The sequence below is a fragment of the Oxynema mangrovii CENA135 genome (genome assembly GCF_016632315.1).
In the GTDB taxonomy this organism is placed as follows: Bacteria; Cyanobacteriota; Cyanobacteriia; order Cyanobacteriales; family Laspinemataceae; genus Oxynema; species Oxynema aestuarii.
Genome location: NZ_JAEOXH010000001.1, coordinates 980,820 through 1,004,531, shown reverse-complemented (window position 1 = coordinate 1,004,531; position 23,712 = coordinate 980,820). Strand labels below are relative to the sequence as shown.

At 50.7% G+C, this 23,712-nt stretch carries 9 protein-coding genes; 4 read left to right on the top strand and 5 right to left on the bottom strand.

Features of this window, described 5'->3' with window-relative positions:
• Positions 1-28: 28 nt before the first annotated feature.
• Both JJD41_RS03915 and JJD41_RS03910 read right to left on the bottom strand, forming a co-directional pair.
• Entirely contained in the window at positions 29-1,990 is a 1,962-nt protein-coding gene (locus tag JJD41_RS03915) for a response regulator (protein WP_200664803.1), read from the bottom strand.
• 41 nt (positions 1,991-2,031) lie between these two features.
• A complete protein-coding gene (locus JJD41_RS03910) occupies positions 2,032-7,851 on the bottom strand; it encodes a PAS domain S-box protein (RefSeq protein ID WP_200664802.1) in 5,820 nt (1,939 codons plus the stop codon).
• 879 nt (positions 7,852-8,730) lie between these two features.
• On the opposite strand from JJD41_RS03910, the gene JJD41_RS03905 reads away from it, so the two are divergent.
• From JJD41_RS03905 to JJD41_RS03890, 4 genes are all read left to right on the top strand, one after another.
• The gene (locus tag JJD41_RS03905; RefSeq protein ID WP_200664801.1) at positions 8,731-15,045 is read left to right on the top strand and encodes an AAA family ATPase; all 6,315 of its coding nucleotides are present in this window, start codon (positions 8,731-8,733) and stop codon (positions 15,043-15,045) included.
• Positions 15,046-15,513: 468 nt separating this feature from the next.
• Positions 15,514-17,514: a response regulator gene (locus JJD41_RS03900; RefSeq protein ID WP_200664800.1), complete on the top strand. Its 2,001-nt coding sequence runs from the start codon at positions 15,514-15,516 to the stop codon at positions 17,512-17,514.
• Positions 17,515-17,905: 391 nt separating this feature from the next.
• A complete protein-coding gene (locus tag JJD41_RS03895) occupies positions 17,906-19,519 on the top strand; it encodes a peptide ligase PGM1-related protein (protein ID WP_200664799.1) in 1,614 nt (537 codons plus the stop codon).
• A 286-nt stretch (positions 19,520-19,805) separates the two neighbouring features.
• A complete protein-coding gene (locus JJD41_RS03890) occupies positions 19,806-20,135 on the top strand; it encodes a hypothetical protein (RefSeq protein WP_200664798.1) in 330 nt (109 codons plus the stop codon).
• A 30-nt stretch (positions 20,136-20,165) separates the two neighbouring features.
• On the opposite strand, the gene JJD41_RS03885 is transcribed toward JJD41_RS03890, so the two are convergent.
• From JJD41_RS03885 to infC, 3 genes are all read right to left on the bottom strand, one after another.
• Complete coding sequence (locus JJD41_RS03885; protein WP_200664797.1) at positions 20,166-21,566, bottom strand: collagen-like protein; 1,401 nt, start codon at positions 21,564-21,566, stop codon at positions 20,166-20,168.
• 31 nt (positions 21,567-21,597) lie between these two features.
• Positions 21,598-22,863 (bottom strand): adenylate/guanylate cyclase domain-containing protein, encoded by a 1,266-nt coding sequence (locus JJD41_RS03880; protein ID WP_370583719.1) that lies wholly within the window; start codon positions 22,861-22,863, stop codon positions 21,598-21,600.
• A 317-nt stretch (positions 22,864-23,180) separates the two neighbouring features.
• The gene (infC, locus tag JJD41_RS03875; protein WP_370583718.1) at positions 23,181-23,702 is read right to left on the bottom strand and encodes a translation initiation factor IF-3; all 522 of its coding nucleotides are present in this window, start codon (positions 23,700-23,702) and stop codon (positions 23,181-23,183) included.
• Positions 23,703-23,712: the final 10 nt, after the last annotated feature.

Sequence of the window (23,712 nt, the reverse complement as noted above, 5' to 3'; positions counted from 1 at the left end):
ACAATTGCCCCCGTGGGTAACAGGGGGTTTATATTTTTTGTTTCATGCACGATCGCGCTAACTCGGCAATGCGATCGAGGCGGAAATTATCGACTAAATGATTTAAGCTGGCGGCTAAATCGGGGCGATCGCCCGGTAAGGCGTCGAACAGTTCTTTAACCCGGGTATCGTCGAGGGCTAAAGCCGCTTGATGCAGTTCTCGCAGCCATTGGAGGGGCATGACGTCGAAATCCGAGGTTTTCAATTCAGTGAAAACCGAGTTCTCCGAACTGGAATGACGGGGGAGATCGTCGGCGTAGGCATAGCGAAGCCCTAAATGTTCGGCAATTTTTAACAATAGTTCGCGTTCTTCAAAGGGTTTGTGAACGAAATCGTCACAACCGCAGGCTAGAATATCGGCGCGTCGGTCTTCTAAGACGCTGGCGGAGAGGGCGATAATTTTAGTGCGATCGCCGCCCTCTAACGTGCGTTCGCGTTCGCGAATTTCACGACTGGCTTGATAGCCGTCCATTTGGGGCATTCGCATGTCCATCAAAATTAAATGGGGGTGCCAGATCGACCAGGCGGCGATCGCCGAACTGCCGTTATCGGCTTCTCTCACTTCAAAGCCCAAATCGCCGAGCAATTTAGCCGCGAGCAAGCGATTGACGCGGGTATCGTCTACGATCAAAATGCGATAGAGGGGTTCGCCCTCTGCCAAACCGACGATCGCCGCTTCCTCGGAGACGGGGGAACGGGTGGCGCCGTCGAGTTGGCGAGTGGGGGCGATCGAAGGGGTGACGGGAACTTGAAAGCGAAAAATACTCCCTCGACCGACGACGCTACTGACATCAATTTCGCCACCCATCAATTCGACGAACGATCGCGAGATCGCCAATCCCAAGCCCGTTCCTTCTTGAGCTTGCCGACCGGAGGCGGTTTGCTCGAAAATTTGAAACAGTTTTTCGAGTTCTTCCTTCGCAATTCCCGGCCCGGTATCTTCAATTTCAAAATTTAAGAAACAGCGATCGCGATCGCAGGTGGCCGTATCTGGAGTACTCACGGATCTCACTCTTAAAATGACTCGACCCGTTTGTGTAAATTTAATCGCGTTGCCGAGTAAATTAATTAAAATTTGTCGTAACTTGACCTTATCTGTTTTGACATATTGGGGCAGGTCGAACCCGCAGTCAAAAACGAGGGGCAATCCTTTTTTACGGGCTTGGATCGAGAGGAGATTTTTGAGGTCGGACAAGAAACAATATAAATCGAAATCGGTTAAATTGAGCGTGGCCCGTCCGGCTTCGATTTTAGATAAATCGAGAATTTCGTTAATTAACGAGAGTAAATATTCCCCATTTTGGATGACAATTTGGGTGTATTCTTTTTCTTCGCTGCTGAGGGTGCAGGCGCGATCGAGCAGTTTAGAGAATCCGAGAATCGCATTGAGAGGCGTTCGCAATTCGTGGCTCATGTTGGCGAGAAACAAGCTTTTGGCTTGCAGGGCGGACTTAGCTTTTTCCTCCGCTTTTTTACGTTCCTCAATTTCATCGAGCAGTCGGTGATTGTGAACTTCGAGTTCTTTTTGTTGGGCGACGATCTGCTGTTGGAGCGAGCGAATTTCCAATTGATGCTCGATGCGAGCAATGACTTCTTCGGCTTGAAACGGTTTGGTAATATAATCTTCGCCGCCGACTTTAAACGCTTTAACTTTATCTTCGACTTCGTTTAAAGCGCTCAAGAAAATAATCGGAATATCGCGGGTTATAGGATTTTGTTTCAGTCGAGCGCAGACCTCGTAACCGCTCAAACCGGGCATTTTGATATCGAGTAAAATCAAGTCGGGAACGAAGCGCGTGACGTTGGCGAGGGCGATTTCGCCTTCCGGTGCCATGCGGACTTCGTAACCGCGATCGATCAGTAATTCGGACAACAGGCGGAGGTTGTCCGGCAGGTCGTCAACGACCAAGATCTTGCTGCGATCGGGGGGAATGGGGGGTCGGGAAGTCATAGACAGAGAACTGGGCGGGGAACTGGGCGGGGAACGTCAACTCAGAAAATCAGACCATCCAAACAGTTTAAAATCGTGCGGTATTCAAACTGGTCGATGTAACGGCGTAACAGGCGGGCGAGATCGGGGTGTTGGGTCTCCACGTGCGTCATGACCTTGGAGATCGCGTCGAGATCTAACGTCAAAATAGCTTCGTGCAGGGCCAGGCGATCGCCGGAAGAGAGTTGTTGGAGTAATTCGACACTCAAGGTATTGGGAGAGGATCGATCGCCGGAAATTGCAACAGGCTCCTCTTGATAAAGGTAACGTACTCCCAAATGTTCTGAGAGGGTGTTAAAAATGTGTTCTTCTTGAAAGGGTTTGGAGAGACACGCATCGCACCCGGCGGCGATCGCCCGTTGTTTTTCCTCGTCAAATGCATGGGCGGTGAGGGCGATAATTTTGGGAAACGGGGGGCGATCGCCCCGGGGATCCGAGGCGGCAGCACGTTGGCGGATGGCGCGGGTGGCTTCGTAACCGTCGAGGTGGGGCATTCGCAAATCCATAAAGATCGTTTGCGGTCGCAACGCTTCCCACCGGGCGATCGCCTCCCAACCGTCCGTCGCTTGGGCAACTTCAAAGCCGACGAGAGACAGACAATCTGCCAAGGCGAGGCGGTTGCTGGAACGGTCGTCTACTACGAGAATCCGGTAGGGGGGCTGATTCGGCGCCAGAGAGACGATCCGGCGGGTGCGGACTTCGGAGGCTCCCGTCGCCCGTTCGCAGGGGGTGGCGGCGATCGTAAACGTAAAGGTGGTGCCGCGATCGCGCTCGGATCGTACCGACAGGGTACCGCCGAGTAACTGCACGTACTTATAAGAAATCGTCAGTCCCAATCCGGTTCCTTCTCCGGACTTGAGACCGGATTGAGTTTGTACGAACGGTTTGAAGAGGCGATCGAGTTCTTCCGGGTCGATCCCGACTCCGGTATCGGCGATCTCGAATTCGAGCAGACGACGATCGCCATTCGCGCACTCGTCCGCCGCCGCCGTTTCCGGGAACGGGAGGGGACGGGCCCGCAAGACAATTTCCCCGGCGCGGGTAAACTTCACCGCATTCCCGAGTAAATTGAGGGCGACTTGACGCAATTTGACGCGATCGCTGCGAACGAACGGGGGTAAATCTGGGGCCAGCTCAAAAGACAAGCGCAAGCCTTTTTGAGCCGCTTTTAACTCGAAGGTTCGCTCTAACTCGTCGAGTAACTGGTAGAGGTCGAAATCGCTTTCGTGATAGCTGATATGTCCCGCTTCAATTTTGGAGAAATCTAAAATATCGTCGATCAACGCCAGCAAATGCTCGCCATTGCGACTGACGATCGCCAAATATTCCTGTTGTTCCGGGGACAAAGCCGTCCCACTGCGCTCTAACAGGCGGGTAAAGCCCAAAATGGCATTGAGGGGGGTTCGCAGTTCGTGACTCATATTCGCCAAAAATAAACTTTTGGCGTGATTCGCCGCTTCCGCCACTTCTTTCGCCCGCGCCAGGGCGATTTCAGCCTCCTTGCGTTCCGTGATTTCCGTTTCCGTGCCGATCGTGCGAATCGGCTTGCCGTGGCGATCTCGGATCGAGGTGCCGCGCACTAAAATCCAGCGCGTCGAACCGTCTTTGTGGCGCATTCGGCGTTCGTGGATCAACTCCGGGGTTTCGCCGTTGCGGTGGGCTTGAGAGGCGGCGATCGCGCCGTCGAGATCGTCGGGATGCACGTGACTCAACCATACTTGGCGATCGTTGGCAATTTCTGCATCCTCGTACCCCAAAATCGCCTTTACGTTGGGATCGATAAAAAATTCCCCGGTTTCTATATTCCACTCCCAAATCCCGACTTTAGCCGCCCGCGTCGCCAGTTCGTAACGGCATTCGCTCAGTTCTAACGCTTCTTTCGCTTGCTTGAGGGCGGTCACGTTGCGGATGCTGGCGACCGCGCCGACGATCTCCCCTTTGCTATCCACATAAGGCGAATAGGTGACGCTCATAAATTGCCGTCCGTCGTGGGCAAACTCAAACCAGGTTTGATAGTAAATCGTTTCCCCGCTCAAACATCGCTCTAACTTATCCCGGACGATCTCCTCAAAGGTCTCCTCGCCGACGAGATCGACGACCCGCGACCCGACGATTTCCTCGTTCGATTTGCCGTGCAAGCTTTCAAACGCCGGATTGACTAATTCGTAAGTGTAGTGGCGATACGCCGTTGGCGTCGCTTCGCGAACGACCAGGGCGATCGCGTCGTTGGTGGCGTCAAAAATGCGCTCGTACTTTCGCAAGGTCGCCTCGACTTGTTTGAGCTCGCTAATCTCGATCGCCGTCCCGATAATTTGAACGATTTTGCCGTCGGTTCCCCGTTGAAAAATCGTTTCGCGAGCGAGGAGCGATCGCCATTGTCCCGCCGCATCTGCGACCCGATATTCAACATCGAAAATTTCTCCGTCCCGCGCCTGTTTTAATCGTTCCAATTGGCTGGCGATCCGTTCGACATCTTCCGGATGCACGATCGTGGGTAAGAGGGCCGATCCCATTTCCCCGATGCGATCGGGGGGGTAACCGAGCATGGCGGCCATTTCGCGATTGCAGTAGACGTTGCGTTCTTCGACGATATCGTAAATATAAATTAAATGGGGAGAAGTTTCGGCAATTTGTTCGGTGAAGCGCTGGCTGCGTTCTAAGGCGGCTTGGGCTTGTTGGCGTTCGGTGATGTCGCGCACGACCCACAAGCGCTCGCCGTTGTCGAGTGGGGTCACCGAGAGTTCGTGAGGGACGAGACGACCGTCCCGACTGCGGGCGATCGCCTCGACTCGGGCCGCGCCCTGACCCTCGAATAAGGGGATAAATTCGACGGCGAGGCGATCGATTTCCGAGGGGTCGTAAAACAGATGCCAGCTTTTGCCGAGCAGTTCGGCGGCGCTGTCGTAGCCGAACATCTTGACGTGGGCTTCGTTGAGGTAGAGGTATTTCTGCTCGGCATCGACGATCGCGATCCCTTCGCTGGCGGCGGCGATCGCGGCAGCTTGACGGGCGAGTTGGCGTTCGGCTTGCTTGCGTTCGGTGATGTTGCGCGCGATCGCCGACAGACCCAAAATTTCTTGGTTCGAGCCGCTCACGAGGGACAGCTTGAGCCAGACATCGACTTCGGTTCCATCTTTGCGGCGATGGCGGGTTTCGCGATCGCCGCCCTCGGGCCAAGTGCGATCGAACACTAACGGACAGATCGACGCTTCTAAATCTTCCCACAAAACATTCAATTTTTGCCCGACAATTTCCTCCGGTCGGTAACCGTAAAGGAGTTGTGCACCCCGATTCCAATTGACGATCGTTCCGTTTAAATCGATGCCGATAATCGCATCGGTGGAAGACTGGACGATCGTAGCTAAATGACGGGCGGTACTGTCCGCTTGAAGGCGTTCTTCGCGAATGGCAATGGCTCCGGCTGTGGTTTCGAGCAGTTTAATTTCTAACGAATTCCACGGTCGTGCGATTTCGCAATTATCGAAGCCGATAAATCCCCAAAATTGGCCGCTCACTTGTAAGGGTAAAATTAAAATCGCTTCGATCTTTTGCGGTTCTAAAATGACCCGTTCCGATTCGGGAAACTCCCGGACGATGCCGTTAATCGGCTGACCTCGGGAGAGGCGATCGGCCCAACGCGGAAAAAAATCTTGGTAAGAGAGATTTTGCAAGGTCGGATTGTCAATTTCGGGTTGAATTCCCGGTCCGCACCATTCGGCGATTTGACTCATTCGTAGGTCGCCGTCGGCATCGCGATGGTTGGCAAATAAGTAAACCCGGGAGGCGCGGGCGGCTTCGCCGAGTAGTTTTAAAATTGAGGAATAATCTTGTTGCGCGTCGGGTTTGGAGAGCAGTTCGCGATGAACTTCAACTAACACATTAGAATATCTTTCGCGTTTGCGTAATTCAAATTCAACTTGTTGGCGATCGCTGATATCGCTAATGCGAATCAGTTGGAAGGTTTCGGAGGCAAATTCGATGGTTTTTCCGGCGAGATTGACCCAGAAACGGTCACCGTTGGGGTGGGTGCATTCGAGTTCGCGACTCCAAACGCGATCGCGGGGGAGTTCTGGGGCGATCGCCGCCCAACGCGCCCTGGGGGAGTTGTTCTCGAACAGTTGGGCGATCGAATGGTGGAGCAGATCGCTTTTGGAGGCGACTCGAAACATGGCGATCGCGGGCTGGTTGCAATCGAGAATGAGATCGTCGAGATCGACTAAGAAAATTGCGTCGGTAGACTCGTTAAATACAGTTTGAAATAAGTTGCGGGTGCGGGTAATTTCGGCTTCGACTTGTTGGCGGCGCTCGATTTCGGCGCGCAAGTGAATGTTGTGCTGTTTTTGGCGATCGAGGAGTTGCACTTGGGCGATCGCGACGCCGAGTTGAGTGGCGATCGCTTCGAGAAAGACGGTTTCTTCGCTCGTCCAGCAGCGTCTGACCCTCGGCGATCGATCGCCAAGTGCTGCCGGACCGCCGCAGTGCTGCAAGCTAATCGCCCCATTCATCCGTTTTTTATATGAAGTGCGTACTGCCAGCATCGAGACGATCGCGAAGCGATCGCACAGGTCGCGCACGTTGTCGAACAGGGGATCGGCTCTGACGTCGATCGTGGCGAGGGCGCGATCTTCCCGGGTCACTTGGGCGAAGTGGTCGTTACCGACGACGGGAATGCTGCAACCGCGCATGGACGAGTGAGCATCGGCGGCGAGATATTCGGCGACGATCGGCAATTGGGGGGTGGGGGTTTCGAGATAGGTGTGGATGAGCACTCGGGTGACGCCAAAGGCTTGACCGATTTGAGTGGCGGCGGTTTCAAAGAGGGCGGCGGGATCGAGTTGGGAGCGAATTTCGTCGGCGATCGCCCGCAACCAATGAGCCCTTTGTAGTTCCCGTTTGAGCGCTTCTTCCGCACGACGGCGATCGTGCCTCTCTAGGGCCAAGCGTTCGTTAACGGCTCTGAATTGTAAGCTGCGTTGGTTGGCTTGGTGTTGTAGGCGTTCGAGACTGACGGTGAGTTCTAACGGATCTAAGGCGTCGAGAATGTGGGTCTGCTCGATCGCCCCGACCAGTTGCCCGTCTTCGACCACGACCAGGCGCCGAATCCGGTGGGTTTGCATTCGTTCGTGGGCTTGCCATAACGAGGCGTGCGGGCCGATCGCCTGTAGGGGGGCGCTCATCACGTCTCGGGCGATCGTCGTCTCGAAATTGAGGTTTAATCGTTTGAATTGAACCAGATCTCGTTCGGTGAGGATACCGACGGGAACCGTTTGGCGATCGCGACGATCGACGACGATCGCGCAGGTACAATCGCGATCGATCGTCAGGCGCGCAATGGCGAGCAAGTTCGTCTTCGGGGAAGCAGTCGCCACGTCTCGCGCCATCACTTGCCCCACGGATTTGAGTTGAAAAAGCTCGTTCGGTCGAATTGCCTGCCCCAAACTACTCGGGGTCACCACACCGATCGCCCGTCCCGATCCGTCGAGGATAGGAAGGTGTCGCACTCGCTGCGATCGCAACAAAATTACGCTTTCAAACAGTTGGGGGTTATCTGCTAGGGAGAGGGTCACCACTTTGGGACCCATCACTTCGGCGATCGAGGCGCTTCTTAAGGGGCGATCGGCGACAGTCAAACGCACCAGATCCCGTTCGGTCAACAAACCGAGAAACTGGTTTTCATCCGCGACGAACGCACAACTCGCCCCGGATCGACCGACCAATTTTAAGACTTCCGCGATCGCCGTATCTGGTGCAACTAGGGGAGGCACGGGAGCGAGGGCAGGCGAACTGACTAACGGTTGGAATAACCAGGAAGAAAGGGTCATAAATTATCAGAAAAAGAGGCATTTTTAAAACTTTAATCGATTGACAGGTAGGGGGGTGTCCGTCGTTACCCGAAGGGAAAGACAACACCCAAGAGGGAACAGGGGAAAGAAATGTTTTTCAAGATCGATACAAAAAATTTTCTCGGCTTACAAATGATGTGAAAATCATGACTTATGCCGTCAAAGATCGATGAAAAACTTGGTAGTGAGGTAACTAAAGCCATGCTGTCGTCCGTGGATCTTGCTCGCTAGTGTGGTTACCCATCACTCAAAATATAATAATTTTGAGTGATGCGGTCGTTTCGGAATAAATACTTTATCTATTATTTTACTGATTAATGCTTTTTTATCGATCGATAACATTGAGCTTCAATATAACTATCTTGAATTAGCCAAATTCCCGTAGAAATCCATCAACTATACAATTGAGAACCCCCGTTGCAGTAAGCACCGACTCTGAAATCTCCCTTCCTCGCCGAAAAGCCGCCATAATTGCTCGAATAAATGTTTAAAATTTGAAAATTTTTGTAAAATTTTTTAGATAAAGTTCGGTTCCAGGGACGGCAAGTTTATACAGTAGTTAGAGAACGGGGTGATTTTTCGGCGAGGCGCCCCACGATCGCGCCTCGGCAATCCCGGATGAGAAAACCAGTATTTCCACGGGAATACTAAGGGAGTCATCCCTTTAAGGGAGCGAATCAATTCAGGGTTTTCACTGAATCTATCGACGAGTTGGATCCCTTGAGAAGAGCGGGGCGATCGCCCCTCAAGACCGCTTGAGAGATCGACAGACACTCATTCGGGGGAAGGTCTGCGATCGCCCGATTTCCCGAGAACCCGGCTCTCGATTCCCGCTTGACTTCTCTTGGTAATGGTTCCATGAAACTCCCCGGATACGACATTACACAAAAAATTTACGAAAGTTCCAACTCGATCGTTTATCGCGGTATTCGATCGCGCGATCGCCGTCCGGTAGCGATTAAATTGCTCAAGCAAAAATTCGCCAAATCCGAGCAAATCGTCCGCTACAAACAAGAGTACGCGATCGCCTCTGGCTTGGAATGCGATCGCGCGATCGTCCCTTACGATTGGCAAGCATATCAAAATACGTTTGCGATTATTTTTGAAGATATCGGCGCCATTTCCCTCAAAGAGTGGCTACAAGGAAAGCCCCTCGATCTCGGCGATTTCCTACCGATCGCCATCGAAATTACCCAGGCGATCGGCGAACTTCACGACCGAAATATCATCCACAAAGATATCAATCCCAGCAATATCATCATTCATCCCGAAACCCACCAACTGAAAATTATCGATTTCGGCATTTCCACGCGACTGAGTAGCGAACAACCCAACTTTAAAACTGCCCAACTCCTCGAAGGTACCCTCGCTTACGTTTCTCCAGAACAAACGGGACGGATGAATCGATCCCTCGACTATCGCAGCGATTTCTACTCCCTCGGCGTCACCTTTTACGAAATGCTCGCAGGTCACCTACCCTTTTCCGGTGAAGACGACTTAGCCTTAATTCACGCGCACTTAGCCAAACGTCCTCACTTCGAGGGGGTCATTCCTGCGGCCCTGGTGCCGATTCTGGCGAAATTAATGGCGAAAACTGCCGAAGATCGCTATCAAAGCGCCTGGGGACTGCTCGCCGATTGGGAATATTGCGCCCGAGAGTGGGACGCCACCGGAGCGATCGAACCCTTTGAAGTTGCTAAAAACGACCGTTGCGATCGCTTTCAAATTCCACAAAAACTTTACGGACGCGAACGGGAAATCGAACACCTCGTGCAAACCTTTAACCGGGTGGCACATTTGGGCGAATTTGCCGAAAATGGCGAGCCAAAAGCGGAAATGATGCTCGTGGCGGGCTATTCCGGGATCGGTAAATCGGTACTGGTACGCGAACTGTACAAACCGATTACGGAAGCGAAAGGATATTTTATTGCCGGGAAATTCGACCAATTTCAACGGGATATTCCTTACAAGGCGGCGATCGAGGCGTTGCGAGATTTAGTGAGACAACTGCTGTCCGAAAGTGAGCTATCTTTAAATCGATGGCGCGATCGCCTCCTCGAAGCTCTCGGGGACAATACCTCGGTGATTCTTGAGGTCATCCCGGAACTCGAAGCGATCGTCGGATCGCAGCCTCCCGTGGTCAAACTCGGACCGATGGAAACTCAAAACCGCTTCAATTGGGTGTTTGAAGACTTTCTCGGCGTCTTTTGCAATCGCGATCGTCCCCTGGTGATTTTCCTCGACGATCTCCAATGGGCCGATACCGCCAGTCTCAAGTTAATCGAGGTGACGATGGGGGCGACGAATTTAAAATATCTATTGTTACTCGGTGCGTACCGGGATAACGAAGTCGGTCCGACCCATCCGTTGATGCAAACCCTCGACACCCTCCGCCAACAGGGGGTGGCGATCGATCGAATTACCCTCGCCCCTTTAAAGAATAAAGATATCAATCGTCTGATTGCCGATACCTTAGATTGTTCGGAAATGAGCATCGCTTCCTTGGGCCAGTTGGTGGCTAAAAAAACAGGAAACAATCCATTTTTTGTCAAAGAATTTCTCAATACCCTCTACAACGAAACCGAGATCGATTTCGATCGCGATACTCAAACCTGGCAGTGGAATCTTACCCGCATCGAAGCGCTCGACATCACCGATAATCTCGTCGAGTTAATGCTGAAGAAAATTCAAAAACTGCCCGAATCGACCCAAACCCTTCTCGGTTTTGCCGCTTGTATCGGGTCGGATTTCGAGTTAGAGGCTCTCGGCGCCCTTTCTCCTCTTTCCCTCTCAGAAATTTTCCACAATTTATTACTCGCGATTCAACAAGGGTTGATTCTGCCTATTTCTAATTTTGATGAAAATTTATTGATTCAAGAGTATAAGTTCGGCCACGATCGCATTCAGCAAGCCGCTTATCATTCGATCGCGCCTGAGTGCCGCCAACAGCTCAATTTACTGTTAGGTCGCTGGTTGTTAGAACATACGCCCCCCGAAGAGTTTTCCGATCGCCTGTTCGAGATCGTCGATCGCTTCAATAACGCGATCGATTTAGTTGAAGACGAGCAAACACGGTGCTTAATTCTCGACCTCAACAGGCAAGCTGGATGCAAAGCCAAAGAGGCGATCGCCTACAGTGCCGCCATTCACTATTTTGAACGCGCGATCGCTCTTTTACCCGAAGAAAGTTGGTCGGTTCAATATTCTTTAAGTCTAGAATTGTACGCGCAATTTGCCGAAACTCTTTACTTGAATCTGGATTACGCGCGCGCTATAAAATTGGCCGCAATCGCCATTTCTTACGCGCGGAATCCTTTAGATAAAGTCAACTTGTACATCACCAAGATTTTAGTCTATGGCGCCCAAAATAAAATGTCAGATTCTATTCAACGAGGCATGACTATTTTAGAGGAATTGGGCGTCTCTTTTATCAAAACCGAACCGATCGTAGATCTGGAGATCGAGCAGCTTTACAACCTTCCAGAAATGACCGATCCTTACAAGCAAGCGGCCATGCATATTTTAATGCGGTTATTCGGGCCAATTTACACGGGCCAACCTCAAAAATTGGCATCTCTTTCGTTTACAATGGTCGATTTGTGTTTGCGCTTTGGCAACTGTCCTTTAGCGGCTTATGCTTACGCCTTGTATGGCTTACTCCTTTGCAGTGTTTTGCAGCAAATTGAACGGGGTTATCAATTCGGAAAACTGGCTTTACGAGTTTTAGATAAATACCAAGCTCAGGACATTGAATGTCGTATTATTAATAATTTTTATTCGTTTATCATTCATTGGAAACAGTCAGCGCGAGAAGCGATGGAACCTCTTAAAAAACGAGTGATTCCCATTGGCATTGCTACGGGAGAAGTTGAGTTTGCCTGTTATGCTGCGGTCAACTACTGCCACGATATTGCCTTGCTCGATAATAATTTAGAAACTGCTTATAATGAAATCTTAGATTATCATGATTTAGTTGCAGATTTGCAACAAGAATTTCAGCTCCTTTACACTAAGATATGGGCGCAATACATTGAAAATATTCGTCGAGACGGGGATGATAAGGTAGACCTTTTACAAGGAACCCATTTTGACGAGACAAAAATGGAAAAGCTTCTCATTGAAAATAATAATTTTTCAAGTCTCTACAATTTTTATTTAATTAAAGCTATTATTTGTTATTTATTTAAAGATTATCGTCGCGCCTTCGAGTACAGCGATCGCGCCCAAGCTTATGAAGGGGGAATTATCGGCTTGTTACCGTGGGCTTACAATCCTTTTTATCGCGCTTTAGCTGGATTAGCGGTCTGTGAAACAGTGCCAGAAAGCGAACGAGAAGCGATTCTAAAACAGGTCGAATCTTGTCAAAATAGACTCAAATATTGGGCGGAACAGGCGCCGATAAATTTTCAACATAAATGGGATTTGATCGAGGCGGAAAAACTCAAATTATCGGGACAGGACTGGCAAGCCGTTCGGGCTTACGAAAAAGCCATTCGTGGGGCGAGAAAGAATGACTATTTACAAGAAGAAGCCCTCGCCTGCGAACGAGCCGCTCAATTTTACCGCGATCGCCAATTAGAAGATATTGCAGATACCTATTTAAAGAAAGCCTACTATCACTATTTGTTTTGGGGGGCAATGGCGAAAGTTCGACAGATCGAACGGGAGTATCCGGATTTATTTTCTCCTGAAATTTTGGGACGATCGCCCATAGCGAAAAGCACCATCGCAACCACGTCAAGCAGTGTAGAAAAATCGTTAGATGTAGCGGCGTTAATGAAAGCGTCTCAGGCGATCGCTCGCGAAGTTTTGATCGATCGCTTGCTCGATTCTTTGATGAGAATTTTACTCGAAAATGTCGGTGCATCTCGCGCTTATTTAATGCTCAAAAATGGGGAGAATTGGACGGTCGAAGCCGCAGGCAGTACCGAAGAAGGAGAAATTACAACATCGACCCTAGGAATTGAGCTCAAAACCCTGGAAGAGTCGGCAGATACGCCCTTTTTATCGACCTCGATCGCCCGTTACGTGATGCGAACGCAGAAAACGGTCGTTCTCGACAATGCCGAAACCGAAGAACGCTTTCCCAGCGATCGCTATTTGCGCGCCAATACCTGCAAATCGATTTTGTGCGCCCCGTTAATAAATCAAGGTCAAATTCGCGGGATTGTCTATTTAGAAAATCTTTTAATTATCGGTGCTTTTAGTGCCGAACGACTCGACGCGATCGAGTTACTTTCGGGACAAGTAGCGATCGCGATCGAAAATGCACAACTGTATACCCAATTGCGCGATCGCGAACGAGAATTGCGCCAACTTTTAGAAGCTATTCCAATTGGCATTGCCGTGATTACCCCCTCTGGTAACGTTAAATATATGAACCAGATGGGACACGAACTCAGTTATAAAGTTACGGAAGAAACGACCAAAGAAGTTCTTTCCAAAGCGTATCGAATTTACCGCGCCGGAACTGACGAACTCTATCCCGTGCAGCAATTACCCAGCCAACGCGCCTTAAAAGGGGAAAATGTTTTTCTCGAAGATATCGAAATTCACAAAGAAGATCGCATCGTTCCGTTAGAAGTGAAAGGCACGCCAATTTATAACGATCGCGGTGAAATCATCTATGCTATTAACGTGTTTCAAGATATTACCGAACGCAAACAAGCCGCCGAGTTACTCGCCAATTACAACCGGACCTTAGAGCGACAAATCGCCCAACGGACTGCCGAGCTCGCCGCCGCAACCCGGGAAGCACAAGCCGCCAACCAAGCCAAAAGTACCTTTTTGGCGAATATGAGTCATGAATTACGCACCCCTCTCAATGCGATTCTGGGATTTTCCGAACTGCTCGAACGCAGTCCGAACCTCGATCCTAAAGAGCAAGAAAGCCTCAATATTGTCTTGCGAAGCGGACAGCATTTATTACAGTTGATTAACCAAGTATTGGATCTGTCGAAAATTGAAGCCGGACGCATTACTCTCAACGAAAATCCCTTCAATTTCTATCGCTTCCTCGACGATCTCGAACAAATGTTTGATTGGAAAGCAAAAAATAAAGGATTGACGCTTTTAGTCGAAGCCAGTGCCGAACTGCCATCTTATATCAATACGGATGAATTGAAATTGCGTCAAGTGCTAATCAATTTACTCAATAATGCTCTCAAATTTACCCAAAAGGGCCGGGTAAGTTTGACGGTGGTCTCGAAAGGAGGTCCGGGAACCAGTTTACAACCGGGCGATCGCTGCGAGATCGAATTTGCCGTAGCCGATACCGGGGTGGGGATTGCGACTACCGAACTCGACAAACTGTTCCAACCGTTTTCGCAAACGGAATCCGGACGACAGGTCCAAGAAGGAACTGGGTTGGGTTTGGCAATTTCCCGTCATTTTGCCGAACTGATGGGAGGGTCGATGAGTGTGGAGTCCGAACCCGGGGTGGGGACTTGTTTTCGCTTTACGATCGCCGTTTCCGTCGCCGAAGCGTCGGCGGTCGAAACCTCCCTCGGCGAGGGTCGGGTGGTGGGTTTGGCGCCAAATCAGCCGCGTTACCGCATTTTGGTGGTCGATGACAACGAAGAAAACCGCTATTTGATGCAGCGATTGGTGGAGTCGGTCGGATTTGAGGTGCGCGTGGCGACCGACGGGGAAGAGGGGATCGCGGTGTGGGAGGCGTTTGAACCCCATTTAATTTTAATGGATATGCGGATGCCCACGATCGACGGTTACACCGCCACCCAACGGATTAAAAGTAGCGAACGCGGTTCTCAGACGATCGTGGTGGCGGTGACGGCGAGTTCGTTCGAACCCGAACACAGCTCGATTTTTGCGGCGGGGTGTGATGCTTTATTATGTAAGCCTTTTCAGGCGATCGAACTGTTCGAGGCGATCGCCCGTTTTCTCAACGTTCGCTACATTTACGAGGACAAACCCCCTGCAGGCGCCCCAACGACACCCCGCGAAGCCCTCACCCGGGAGATGATGGCCGATTTACCTGCTTCTTGGCTGGCGTCGTGCCATCGGGCGGTAGTCGAAGGAGATCTCGACGACATTTTGAGTGCGATCGACGAGATTCGCGAGGGATACCCGGCGATCGCCGACGGGTTGAGCGAATTAGCCCGCCAAATCCGCTTTAAAGAACTGCTCGAATTAACGGCCAGCAAAAACCGCTAAAGCCATTAGTGACCCAGAACCCTATATTTTTGGCCGAACCCGCAAAGCACGCTAGTGAATCCACTAATGTGTTGGTTCTAATTTTTCAGAATAATAAGTTTTCGTAAAATTGCTTGAATATCTCCTAAAATAGATAAGGAAAAAGAACGGTTTTGAACCGGAGTCAACTCCGTGTCCATTGACTGCTACTCAGGAAAAAATAAGGGGCGATCCTCAGTCATCTCTCACTGAAATTAGTTAAAATCGCAACTGTCGGTTGGTTTTCGGGTCGAACTCACCCCCTCAAAACCATTGCGAATCTCAGCGAAGCAAGCTAAACGATCTAAATTTTTACTTACACAGGCTACAACAATAGAGAGGGATTGTGGGGTCGAGGGGATCCCACCGGGGTTCTCCGTACCCAGTCGTCGATGAAATCCCTATTGATTAGGTCAAGAATTGATGAACTCAAAGAAGGAGTGAGGGTTGATGCAAACTTACAAAGCCAGCATCTTAGTGGTTGACGACACCCTAGCCAATTTACAACTGCTCATGCAAACTTTATCGGACAGTGGCTATAAAGTTCGCATGGCACCCGACGGAGAATTGGCGTTGCAGTCGGTGCGATCGAACCCACCGGATTTAATTTTACTCGATATAAAAATGCCGGGAATTGACGGTTACGAGGTTTGCCGTCAACTCAAGCTCAATCCAGCAACTCATAAGATTCCGATTATCTTTTTAAGTGCTTTAGACGAACCCTTCGATAAAGTCAAAGCCTTTGAATCTGGTGGCGTAGATTATATTAATAAGCCCTTTCAAATGTCCGAAGTATTGGTGCGCGTTAAAAATCAACTGACGATCGGTGCTTTGCAAAGTAATCTCGCCGTACAAAATAGAAATCTCAAACGGGAAGTCGAAGAGAGAATTCAAGCTGAGGAACAGCTACAAGCTGCCAATCACCAGTTACAAGAAGCGCGAGAAATTGCCGAACGAGAAGCGAGGCGCGCCGCCGCCGCCAATCAAGCCAAAAGTGAGTTTCTCGCCTCCATGAGTCACGAGTTGCGAACTCCTCTAAACACGATTTTGGGGTTTGCAGATCTTCTCGGTGAAGCCAGTGAATTAAGTCGCGAATCTCAAGAAATGCTCGATATTATTCAGCGAAGCGGCAAACATTTGCTGACGTTGATTAACGATATTCTATCGATGTCTAAAATAGAGTCGGGGCGAACGGAACTCCATGAGGATGACTTCGACCTTTATTTGATGTTAGACGATCTCCATAATATGTTTTCGGTGAAAAGTCACGGAAAAACGGTCAATCTGATTTTCAATCGCGATCGCAATCTTCCCCATTACGTCTGTGGAGATCAAGTTAAATTACGTCAAGTTTTGATTAATTTAATCGGGAATGCTCTTAAATTTACCGAAATCGGTTCGGTGACCCTACGGGTCGAATCTCGCCAAGGATCGACAGAGGTTTCCGGGAATGGCGATCGCCCTGCGTCCTCAAAAGTTTACTTTGCTGTTGAAGATACGGGCTGTGGTATCGAACCGGAAGAATTAGAGAATATTTTTAATCCTTTTTCGCAAGCGAGTAAAGGTCGCCAAGGTCAAGAAGGAACCGGATTGGGATTGTCAATTGCTCGGGAATTTATTCACTTAATGGGAGGGGAAATTAAGGTCGATTCTAAAGTGGATAAAGGATCTAAGTTTAGTTTTGAAATTCCCCTGAGATGCCTCGATTTCAATCTAGGGCGATCGCCCACTCTTTCAACTGTTCAAAAATCACAGAAAATCGTTGGTGTCATGCCCGGTTCGCCCTCTTATCGAATTTTAGTGGTGGACGATTCGAGAACAAACCGTCAATTGTTGCTCAAAGTGATCGAACCACTTGGCTTCCAAGTTCGCGAAGCCTCCGACGGCCAAGAAGCGTTAGAAGTTTGGAAAAATTGGCAACCCGACTTAATTCTGATGGATGTCAAAATGCCGAATATGAATGGGAAAGAAGCCACCCAACGGATTCGCGCTACTCCTGAAGGGAAGAAGGTCAAGATTTTGGGGACGACGGCGATCGCTTTTGAAGAAGAACAGCAAGAAATTCAAGAAAGTGGTTACGACGACATTCTTTCCAAACCTTTGGATAAAAATATCCTCTATCAAAAAATCGCCGAATATTTTAATTTAGAATATTGTTATGAAACTTCGCCTCAACAAAATCGAAATAATCCCTTACAAGTGCGCTTTACCTCCTGGGGAAAGCTCGATCCGAATCATGCCTCACTCTTGCGTTCGGAACTGAGCAAAATGCCTAAACCATGGCGCGATCGCCTCCACGATGCAGTGACCACGCTCAATGAAAACATGGTACTCAACTTAATCGAAGAAATGCCTGAGTGCAACTTAAGCTGTAAGGATATGTTAGAGGATTTAGTGACTGAAATTCGCCTAGATTTGATCTTCGAGTTACTGCAAGATGAAATTCTGTAAACCGCGATCCTGGACAATCCGGCGATCGCGTTGGGGCGATCGGTTTTTTTGTCTGCAGAGAACCATAGAAAACGATCGTGCTTTTCTCAATCCAATGGGGTATGGAGGATCCCCCTAAATCCCCCTTAATAAGGGGGACTTTACTCGACTCCCCCCTTAAAAAGGGCGACTTTCCTCGACTCCCCCCTTAAAAAGGGGGGTTGGGGGGGATTGTCCATCCCATTTTTCAAGAGAATGAAATAGAACTCCGATCCCCCTAAATCCCCCTTAAAAAGGGGGACTTTCAGGAGCTGCAAATATTACGCAAATATTACTAAATGTGACAGGCGATCGCCGTGGGGGTTTCAAGGTCGTTAGAATGAGAGTTGAGACCCCAGAAGGACCACTACGGATGTTCGGAGAACCGATTTCGGAAGAAGATTTACGGGATAAATTTCGCAACCTTCAACAACAATTGCGCGATCGCTGGCAAACGATCGACGAATTCGATCGCGGCGATAACGATATTGTCGTCATTCCTTCGATTACTTTAGACCAACGAGAATTACAAAAAATTTCCGGCGTTCACCACTACGAAGAACGCAATTTATATTCCTTAATTCGCTTGCGTAATCCCCGAACTCGCCTGATTTACGTCACCTCACAACCCTTACATCCGAGTACGATCGATTACTACTTGCAACTGCTACCGGGAATTCCATTTTCCCACGCGCGCGATCGCCTGTTGCTGTTCTCCACCTACGATTCGTCTCCCCACCCCCTGACGCGCAAGATCTTAGACCGTCCTCGCCTCATGGAACGCATCTGGCGCGCCTTGCGACCCCAACAGTCCTATATGGTCTGCTTTAACACCACTCCCCTCGAACGGGAACTCTCGGTCCGCCTCGGAATCCCCCTGCTGGCGGTCGATCCCGATTTACTCTACTGGGGAACGAAAAGCGGGTCGCGCCAAATTTTCGCCGAATGCGGGATCCCCCATCCCCCGGGGAGTGAGTTGGTGCGATCGGCGGACGACCTCGCCGAAGCGGCTGCACAATTGTGGCAACAGCAACCCGAAGCGCGTCGCTTCGTGGTCAAACTCAACGAGGGCTTTTCCGGGGAAGGGAACGCCCTTCTCAATGTCGAAGGTTTGGCGGAAGTCTCGCCGTCACGGCGATCGCTTCTCTTGCGCGAACGCCTGACCCAGATGAGCTTTCAAGCCAGTGGAGAATGTTGGGAAACCTTTGCCAGTCGTATCCCCGAATTGGGGGCGATCGTCGAGCTATTTATCGAAGGAACGACGAAGCGATCGCCGAGCGTCCAATGTCGGATTACGCCGGAAGGTAAGGTCGAAATTCTCTCGACTCACGACCAAATTTTAGGCGGTCCCGACGGCCAAGTGTATCTCGGTTGCTTGTTTCCCGCCGATGAATCTTATCGCTTGCGCTTGCAAGAATTGGGCTTGCGAATCGGCCAAAATTTATCGGCAAAAGGAGCATTAGAACGCTTCGGCGTCGATTTTATTGCGGTTTGCAATAACCCGGGCGATCGCCCGGCTCAGTGGCAACTTCACGCGATCGAAATTAACCTGAGAAAAGGCGGCACGACTCATCCATTTATGGAATTAAAACTATTAACAATGGGTCGCTACGAACTCTCAAGCGGGATGTTTTACAGCCAGCAAGGACGGGCTAAATTCTATCGCGCTACGGACAATTTACAAAAAGACCGCTATCGGGGTTTGTTGCCGAATGATTTAATGGATATCATCGCCTACCATCAGCTCCATTTTGACAGCAGCACGGAAACGGGAACGGTGTTTCATTTAATGGGATGTTTGTCGGAATTTGGTAAGTTAGGTTTGACCAGTATCGCCAATTCTCCCCAACAAGCCGAAGACCTTTATAAAAAAGTGATTGAAGTGCTCGACCGCGAAACCCAAATGCACGCGGAAACGAACGAACTGTGGGAAATGCCGCCGACGCATCCGATCGCCTGGAATGGACGGAATGAGGCGAAGAAGTAGGGAGTCGGGAGTCGAGAGGAGGCAAAAGCCAAAAGGGAAGAAGGAAGAGATGCGACAGGGAAAAATATCACCAAAAATGAGAAGTCAGGAGGGATTAAGTCGAGGAGAACTGCTAAAAAAACAACCGATATTGTTTCAATTCAAAACTTAAAATCTACAATCTAAACTCTGCAATTTAAACTCTAAAATTCCCTTGACTTATCCGCCCGAAGCCTGGTAGAATGTCTGTAGTAAAATGGGAGAATGTGTGCGCCTATAAATAGTTGCTGAAAACTTCAACCCTTGTATGAGTTCCGAACGGCCCGAACCTCGCCTCAAAACCCCGTTCATTCCACCGCGTAAGCGTCGCCAACTGACAGAACGTTTGGTCTTGGCGACGGCGGTCGCTTGGGCGATCGGGGAAGGGTTAGTTTACGCGGCGATCGTCAATCGCGACGGCCAACTTCACAGCTACCAACCGATTAACGGCGCCGCCCACGACTGGGGAGAAAGCACACCTCTAGCACGTTTTGGCATTCTTTCCCTGGCGGGAGAAGGGTTGGAGGTGCCGCACGCACGGCTTCAGATTATCGTCAGTCCGTCCGGGGAAGTACGGGTGCGATCGTGGACTCCGTGAGCGAAGGGGATTGAGAAGAAGGGCGGCAATTTATCGAATTGTTCCCTGCCAAATCAGGGTTTGTTTTGCCGAGCGATCGCCGAGCGATCGCGTCACTTCGATCTCGATGTCTACCCCGACCCCGGACATTAAATAGCGATCGTCGATCGGCAACTTTCCTAAATTTAAAGTAAAGCGATTGTAGTCGAGTTCGACCAACTCCGGCGGGATTTCCCCTTGATACCGGACTTCGTAATTAGAACGAGTTCCGAGACGATCGCCGAACTTCGTGGAACGATAAACGATCGCGAAGTCCGTGGTTAAAATATCAGATTTTGCGGCGATGTCGATCGCGCTTAACCTCATATCTTGACGACTTCCTGTAAATTCAGAGACCTTTAACTGGGTTGCTTCTTGTTCGCGTAAAATGCGATCGACCGTCCAGATCGTCGTTTGATTTTCTTGAGAAACCGCCGCAGCGATCCAGACCGATTCGGGAACAGTCGCTTCAACTTTACCCGCTTCGACTAAATTTAACGCTACCGGAATGTCCCCATAGCGGGCGATCGCGCGCGGGTCGTTCCAGCGTAGGCTAAAATTCCCCGCGATCGTGTCGATATATTCTCGGTATTCGTCGGCAATTTTCGATCCCGGCGCTAATAGAGAAGTTGCGCCGAATTGCGTTTCCCACCGATGTCGGGAGAGGGAAACCGGGCGATCGCCGAATTGTGAGAGCGAAATCGTGGCACTCGGGCGGTCTTCCGGGAGAGGCTCCCCGCCGGGGATTAATGTGAGTTGGCCGAAGTCGCCGGATCTGCCGTTCGTTCCCCGGCGTCCGTCGTCGCCGTCGTCGCCGTCCCGACACCGGAATTCGCGATCGAAACAACGGCGTTCGGAACTCCCTTCGACGGTCTCGCAGATCTCTACATCCCAATCTCGTTCGCGACAGTCGCACCCTCGGGCTCCGTCGCCACCGTCGCCGCCGAATCCGCCGCGTCCGCCCTCGGCGACGACGTAAATTTTGCTTAAGTCGGCGCGATCGCTGTAATATATTGTGAGATTGCCGCCGTTGCCGCCGTCGCCGCCGCGACCGCCATCGCCGCCGTCGCCGCCCGGGGCGCCTCTCACGTTGTATTCAGTCTTGCGCGGCTGTCGGCACGATCGCGCGCGATCGCCGTCCTCCCCGTCCTCGCCATCTTCCCCGTCGCTCCCGGACAAGTCGAGTACCGTCTCGGTTCCGTCGGCGACAATTTCGCGGTTGGGTCCCGATCTCCCGTCCTCGCCGTTGCGTCCGTCGCTCCCGTCGTAGCCATCATCGCCGAAGGTTTCGGTGTCACCGTCCCAGTCAAAAGCGATGCAGGCGATCGCTCGGGGGACATCTGTCGTGACAACACCGATCGAGCCAAGCAGGAGTAAGCCCAGGGGGGCGATCGAACGCAGTAACATAGTCATGAGTCTGTCAAGAGAACCAGATATCGCTGTTCTAGCACGAATCGGGGCGATCGGGAGACTGGCGCCATTCGAGCAACCGCCAGACGGCGATCGGCTCGCTTTTGCCTTTGGCGGCGATCGCCTCGCACGGTTCGACGATTGCGCGATCGCCGAGCTGTCGGTAAACGGCATCGGAAATAGTAATTTCTCCGGCAGGGGTCGCACTTTCGATCCGTTTGGCCGTATTGACGACATCGCCGATCGCCGTATAAGTTCGCACGTCTTCACTGCCAAAAAGTCCCTCGATCGCGCTGCCGTAGTGAATCGCACATCCAGCGCCCAACCCGTGGGACGAGAGGACGGCGATCGCCGCGTCGCGCATTTTTTGGGCGGCGTTGACCGCTTGTTCCACCGTGGGATAAATCGCCATCACTTCATCCGCCGTCAGGGTAATCCGCAAGGGATCGAATTCGGCGGCTGCGGGTTCGACGCCATTGTAGTAAGTATTGAGAACTTGAGCCACGCGATCGGGGGCGGTTTGTTCGCACCAGCGTGTAAATCCTCTCACGTCGAGGAAGACGATCGCGCGATCGCGGCGCTGAAATCCCAAGGCATCGGGATCGGCGATCGCCGTACTCACTACGTGAGTTCCTAGACCCCATTGCGCCAAATTGCGTAACGCGACAGCGGTTTCTTGTAGGATTTCCTGTTGCTGGCTCACTTGCAAGGTTTGCAATCCGACTAACAGACCGATGGCGATCGTACTTTCTAGAAAGAATTGATGGTGAGCCGTGCTAAAAATATCGAGAATTTGCGCCCCAGACAACGGCAAATGTTCCGCTTTGATTTTTAAAATAACGTAGAGGGAAATTAACATGCCGCTACGGGTGAAACTTTCTAGGGGAACGATCCAGTTTTTAAGTCCCGGCGTCCAGTGACATCGCAATCCTTGCAAGGTGGCGATCGCCAGACAAAAGATCCATAAAATTAGATGATTGGGTTCTTGGAAAAACTCAAGACCATCTAAGGGTAAATCGGTCAGCGTGTAAATCGTCGGCCCGATAAAGTTGCCCCAAAAGCGGTTTGCCTTCGGTCGCGATAAATACCACGCTTGCGCGCATAGGGCGATCGTAATCAAATAATGACTTTGAGAGGTCAGATACGATCGCCAACCAAATAAAGAAATTTCCGAAAGGACGTTAAAGATTAAAAAATGCCCGCTATTCGATAAAAGTTCGCGCAAAAACGCACTCATGCGGGTGCCGTGCAGGCGAGTATCGATGAGGTTGTGCGGCTTGGTTGGAGATGTATTTAACACGGAGATCTGGAGTGAATAGAACAGACAGAATCGATTCCCTGATGACCCCTCAATCGCAGCAGACGTTCGACGATCTTCTCAATGATTTCTCAACGATCTCTTAATGATTGGCAAGCGACCCGCGATCGCCGTGGGTCGCACCTCCCCCTCTTGAGACGATTGTATCCCGAGATCTTCGTAGGTTGCAGCCGATCTCCTTCCCCCGCAATTTCGGCGATCGGGGGAGCGAAGGACGCTAAAAAAGGACTCAGAGGCGGCGATCGCTCCTGAGTCCTTTTCAGATCTCCGTCAAGCTCGACGGTGCGGATTCATAGGGTTTATTTCTTCGGCGCCACGAGCATCATCATCGTCCGCCCTTCTTTTTTCGGTCCTTGCTGCACTTCGCCCACATCTTGGAGGTCGGCGGCCATGCGATCGAGCAATTCTTTCGCTAAATCCGTATGCTGAATTTCCCGACCTCGGAAGCGGATCGTTGCTTTAACTTTGTCGCCAGACTTGAGGAAGCGCTGGGCTTGGGATTTACGAACTTTATAGTCGTGTTCCCCAATTTTATAGCGCATCTTAACTTCTTTCAGTTGAGAGCCTTGCTGTTTTTTCGCTGCCTTTTTGTCTTGTTGATATTTATATTTGCCGTAGTCCATAATCCGGCAGACAGGCGGATCGGATTTATCGCTGACTAAGACTAAATCTAAATCTTTCTCTTCGGCAATTTCTCGGGCTTCGCGCGAGGAAATCACGCCGAGTTGGGTTCCGTCGGTATCGATCGCCCGCACTTTGGGAAACCGAATTCTTTCGTTGATTTTGGGTAAGTTCTGAGTTTTAACTCGCTTCTGAAGCATAGGCATAGAG

Coding starts and splice junctions, on each gene's coding strand:
- JJD41_RS03915 (WP_200664803.1), bottom strand. CDS start 1,990: ATGACTTCCCGACCCCCCATTCCCCCCGATCGCAGCAAGATCTTGGTC.
- JJD41_RS03910 (WP_200664802.1), bottom strand. CDS start 7,851: ATGACCCTTTCTTCCTGGTTATTCCAACCGTTAGTCAGTTCGCCTGCC.
- JJD41_RS03905 (WP_200664801.1), top strand. CDS start 8,731: ATGAAACTCCCCGGATACGACATTACACAAAAAATTTACGAAAGTTCC.
- JJD41_RS03900 (WP_200664800.1), top strand. CDS start 15,514: ATGCAAACTTACAAAGCCAGCATCTTAGTGGTTGACGACACCCTAGCC.
- JJD41_RS03895 (WP_200664799.1), top strand. CDS start 17,906: ATGTTCGGAGAACCGATTTCGGAAGAAGATTTACGGGATAAATTTCGC.
- JJD41_RS03890 (WP_200664798.1), top strand. CDS start 19,806: ATGAGTTCCGAACGGCCCGAACCTCGCCTCAAAACCCCGTTCATTCCA.
- JJD41_RS03885 (WP_200664797.1), bottom strand. CDS start 21,566: ATGACTATGTTACTGCGTTCGATCGCCCCCCTGGGCTTACTCCTGCTT.
- infC (WP_370583718.1), bottom strand. CDS start 23,702: ATGCTTCAGAAGCGAGTTAAAACTCAGAACTTACCCAAAATCAACGAA.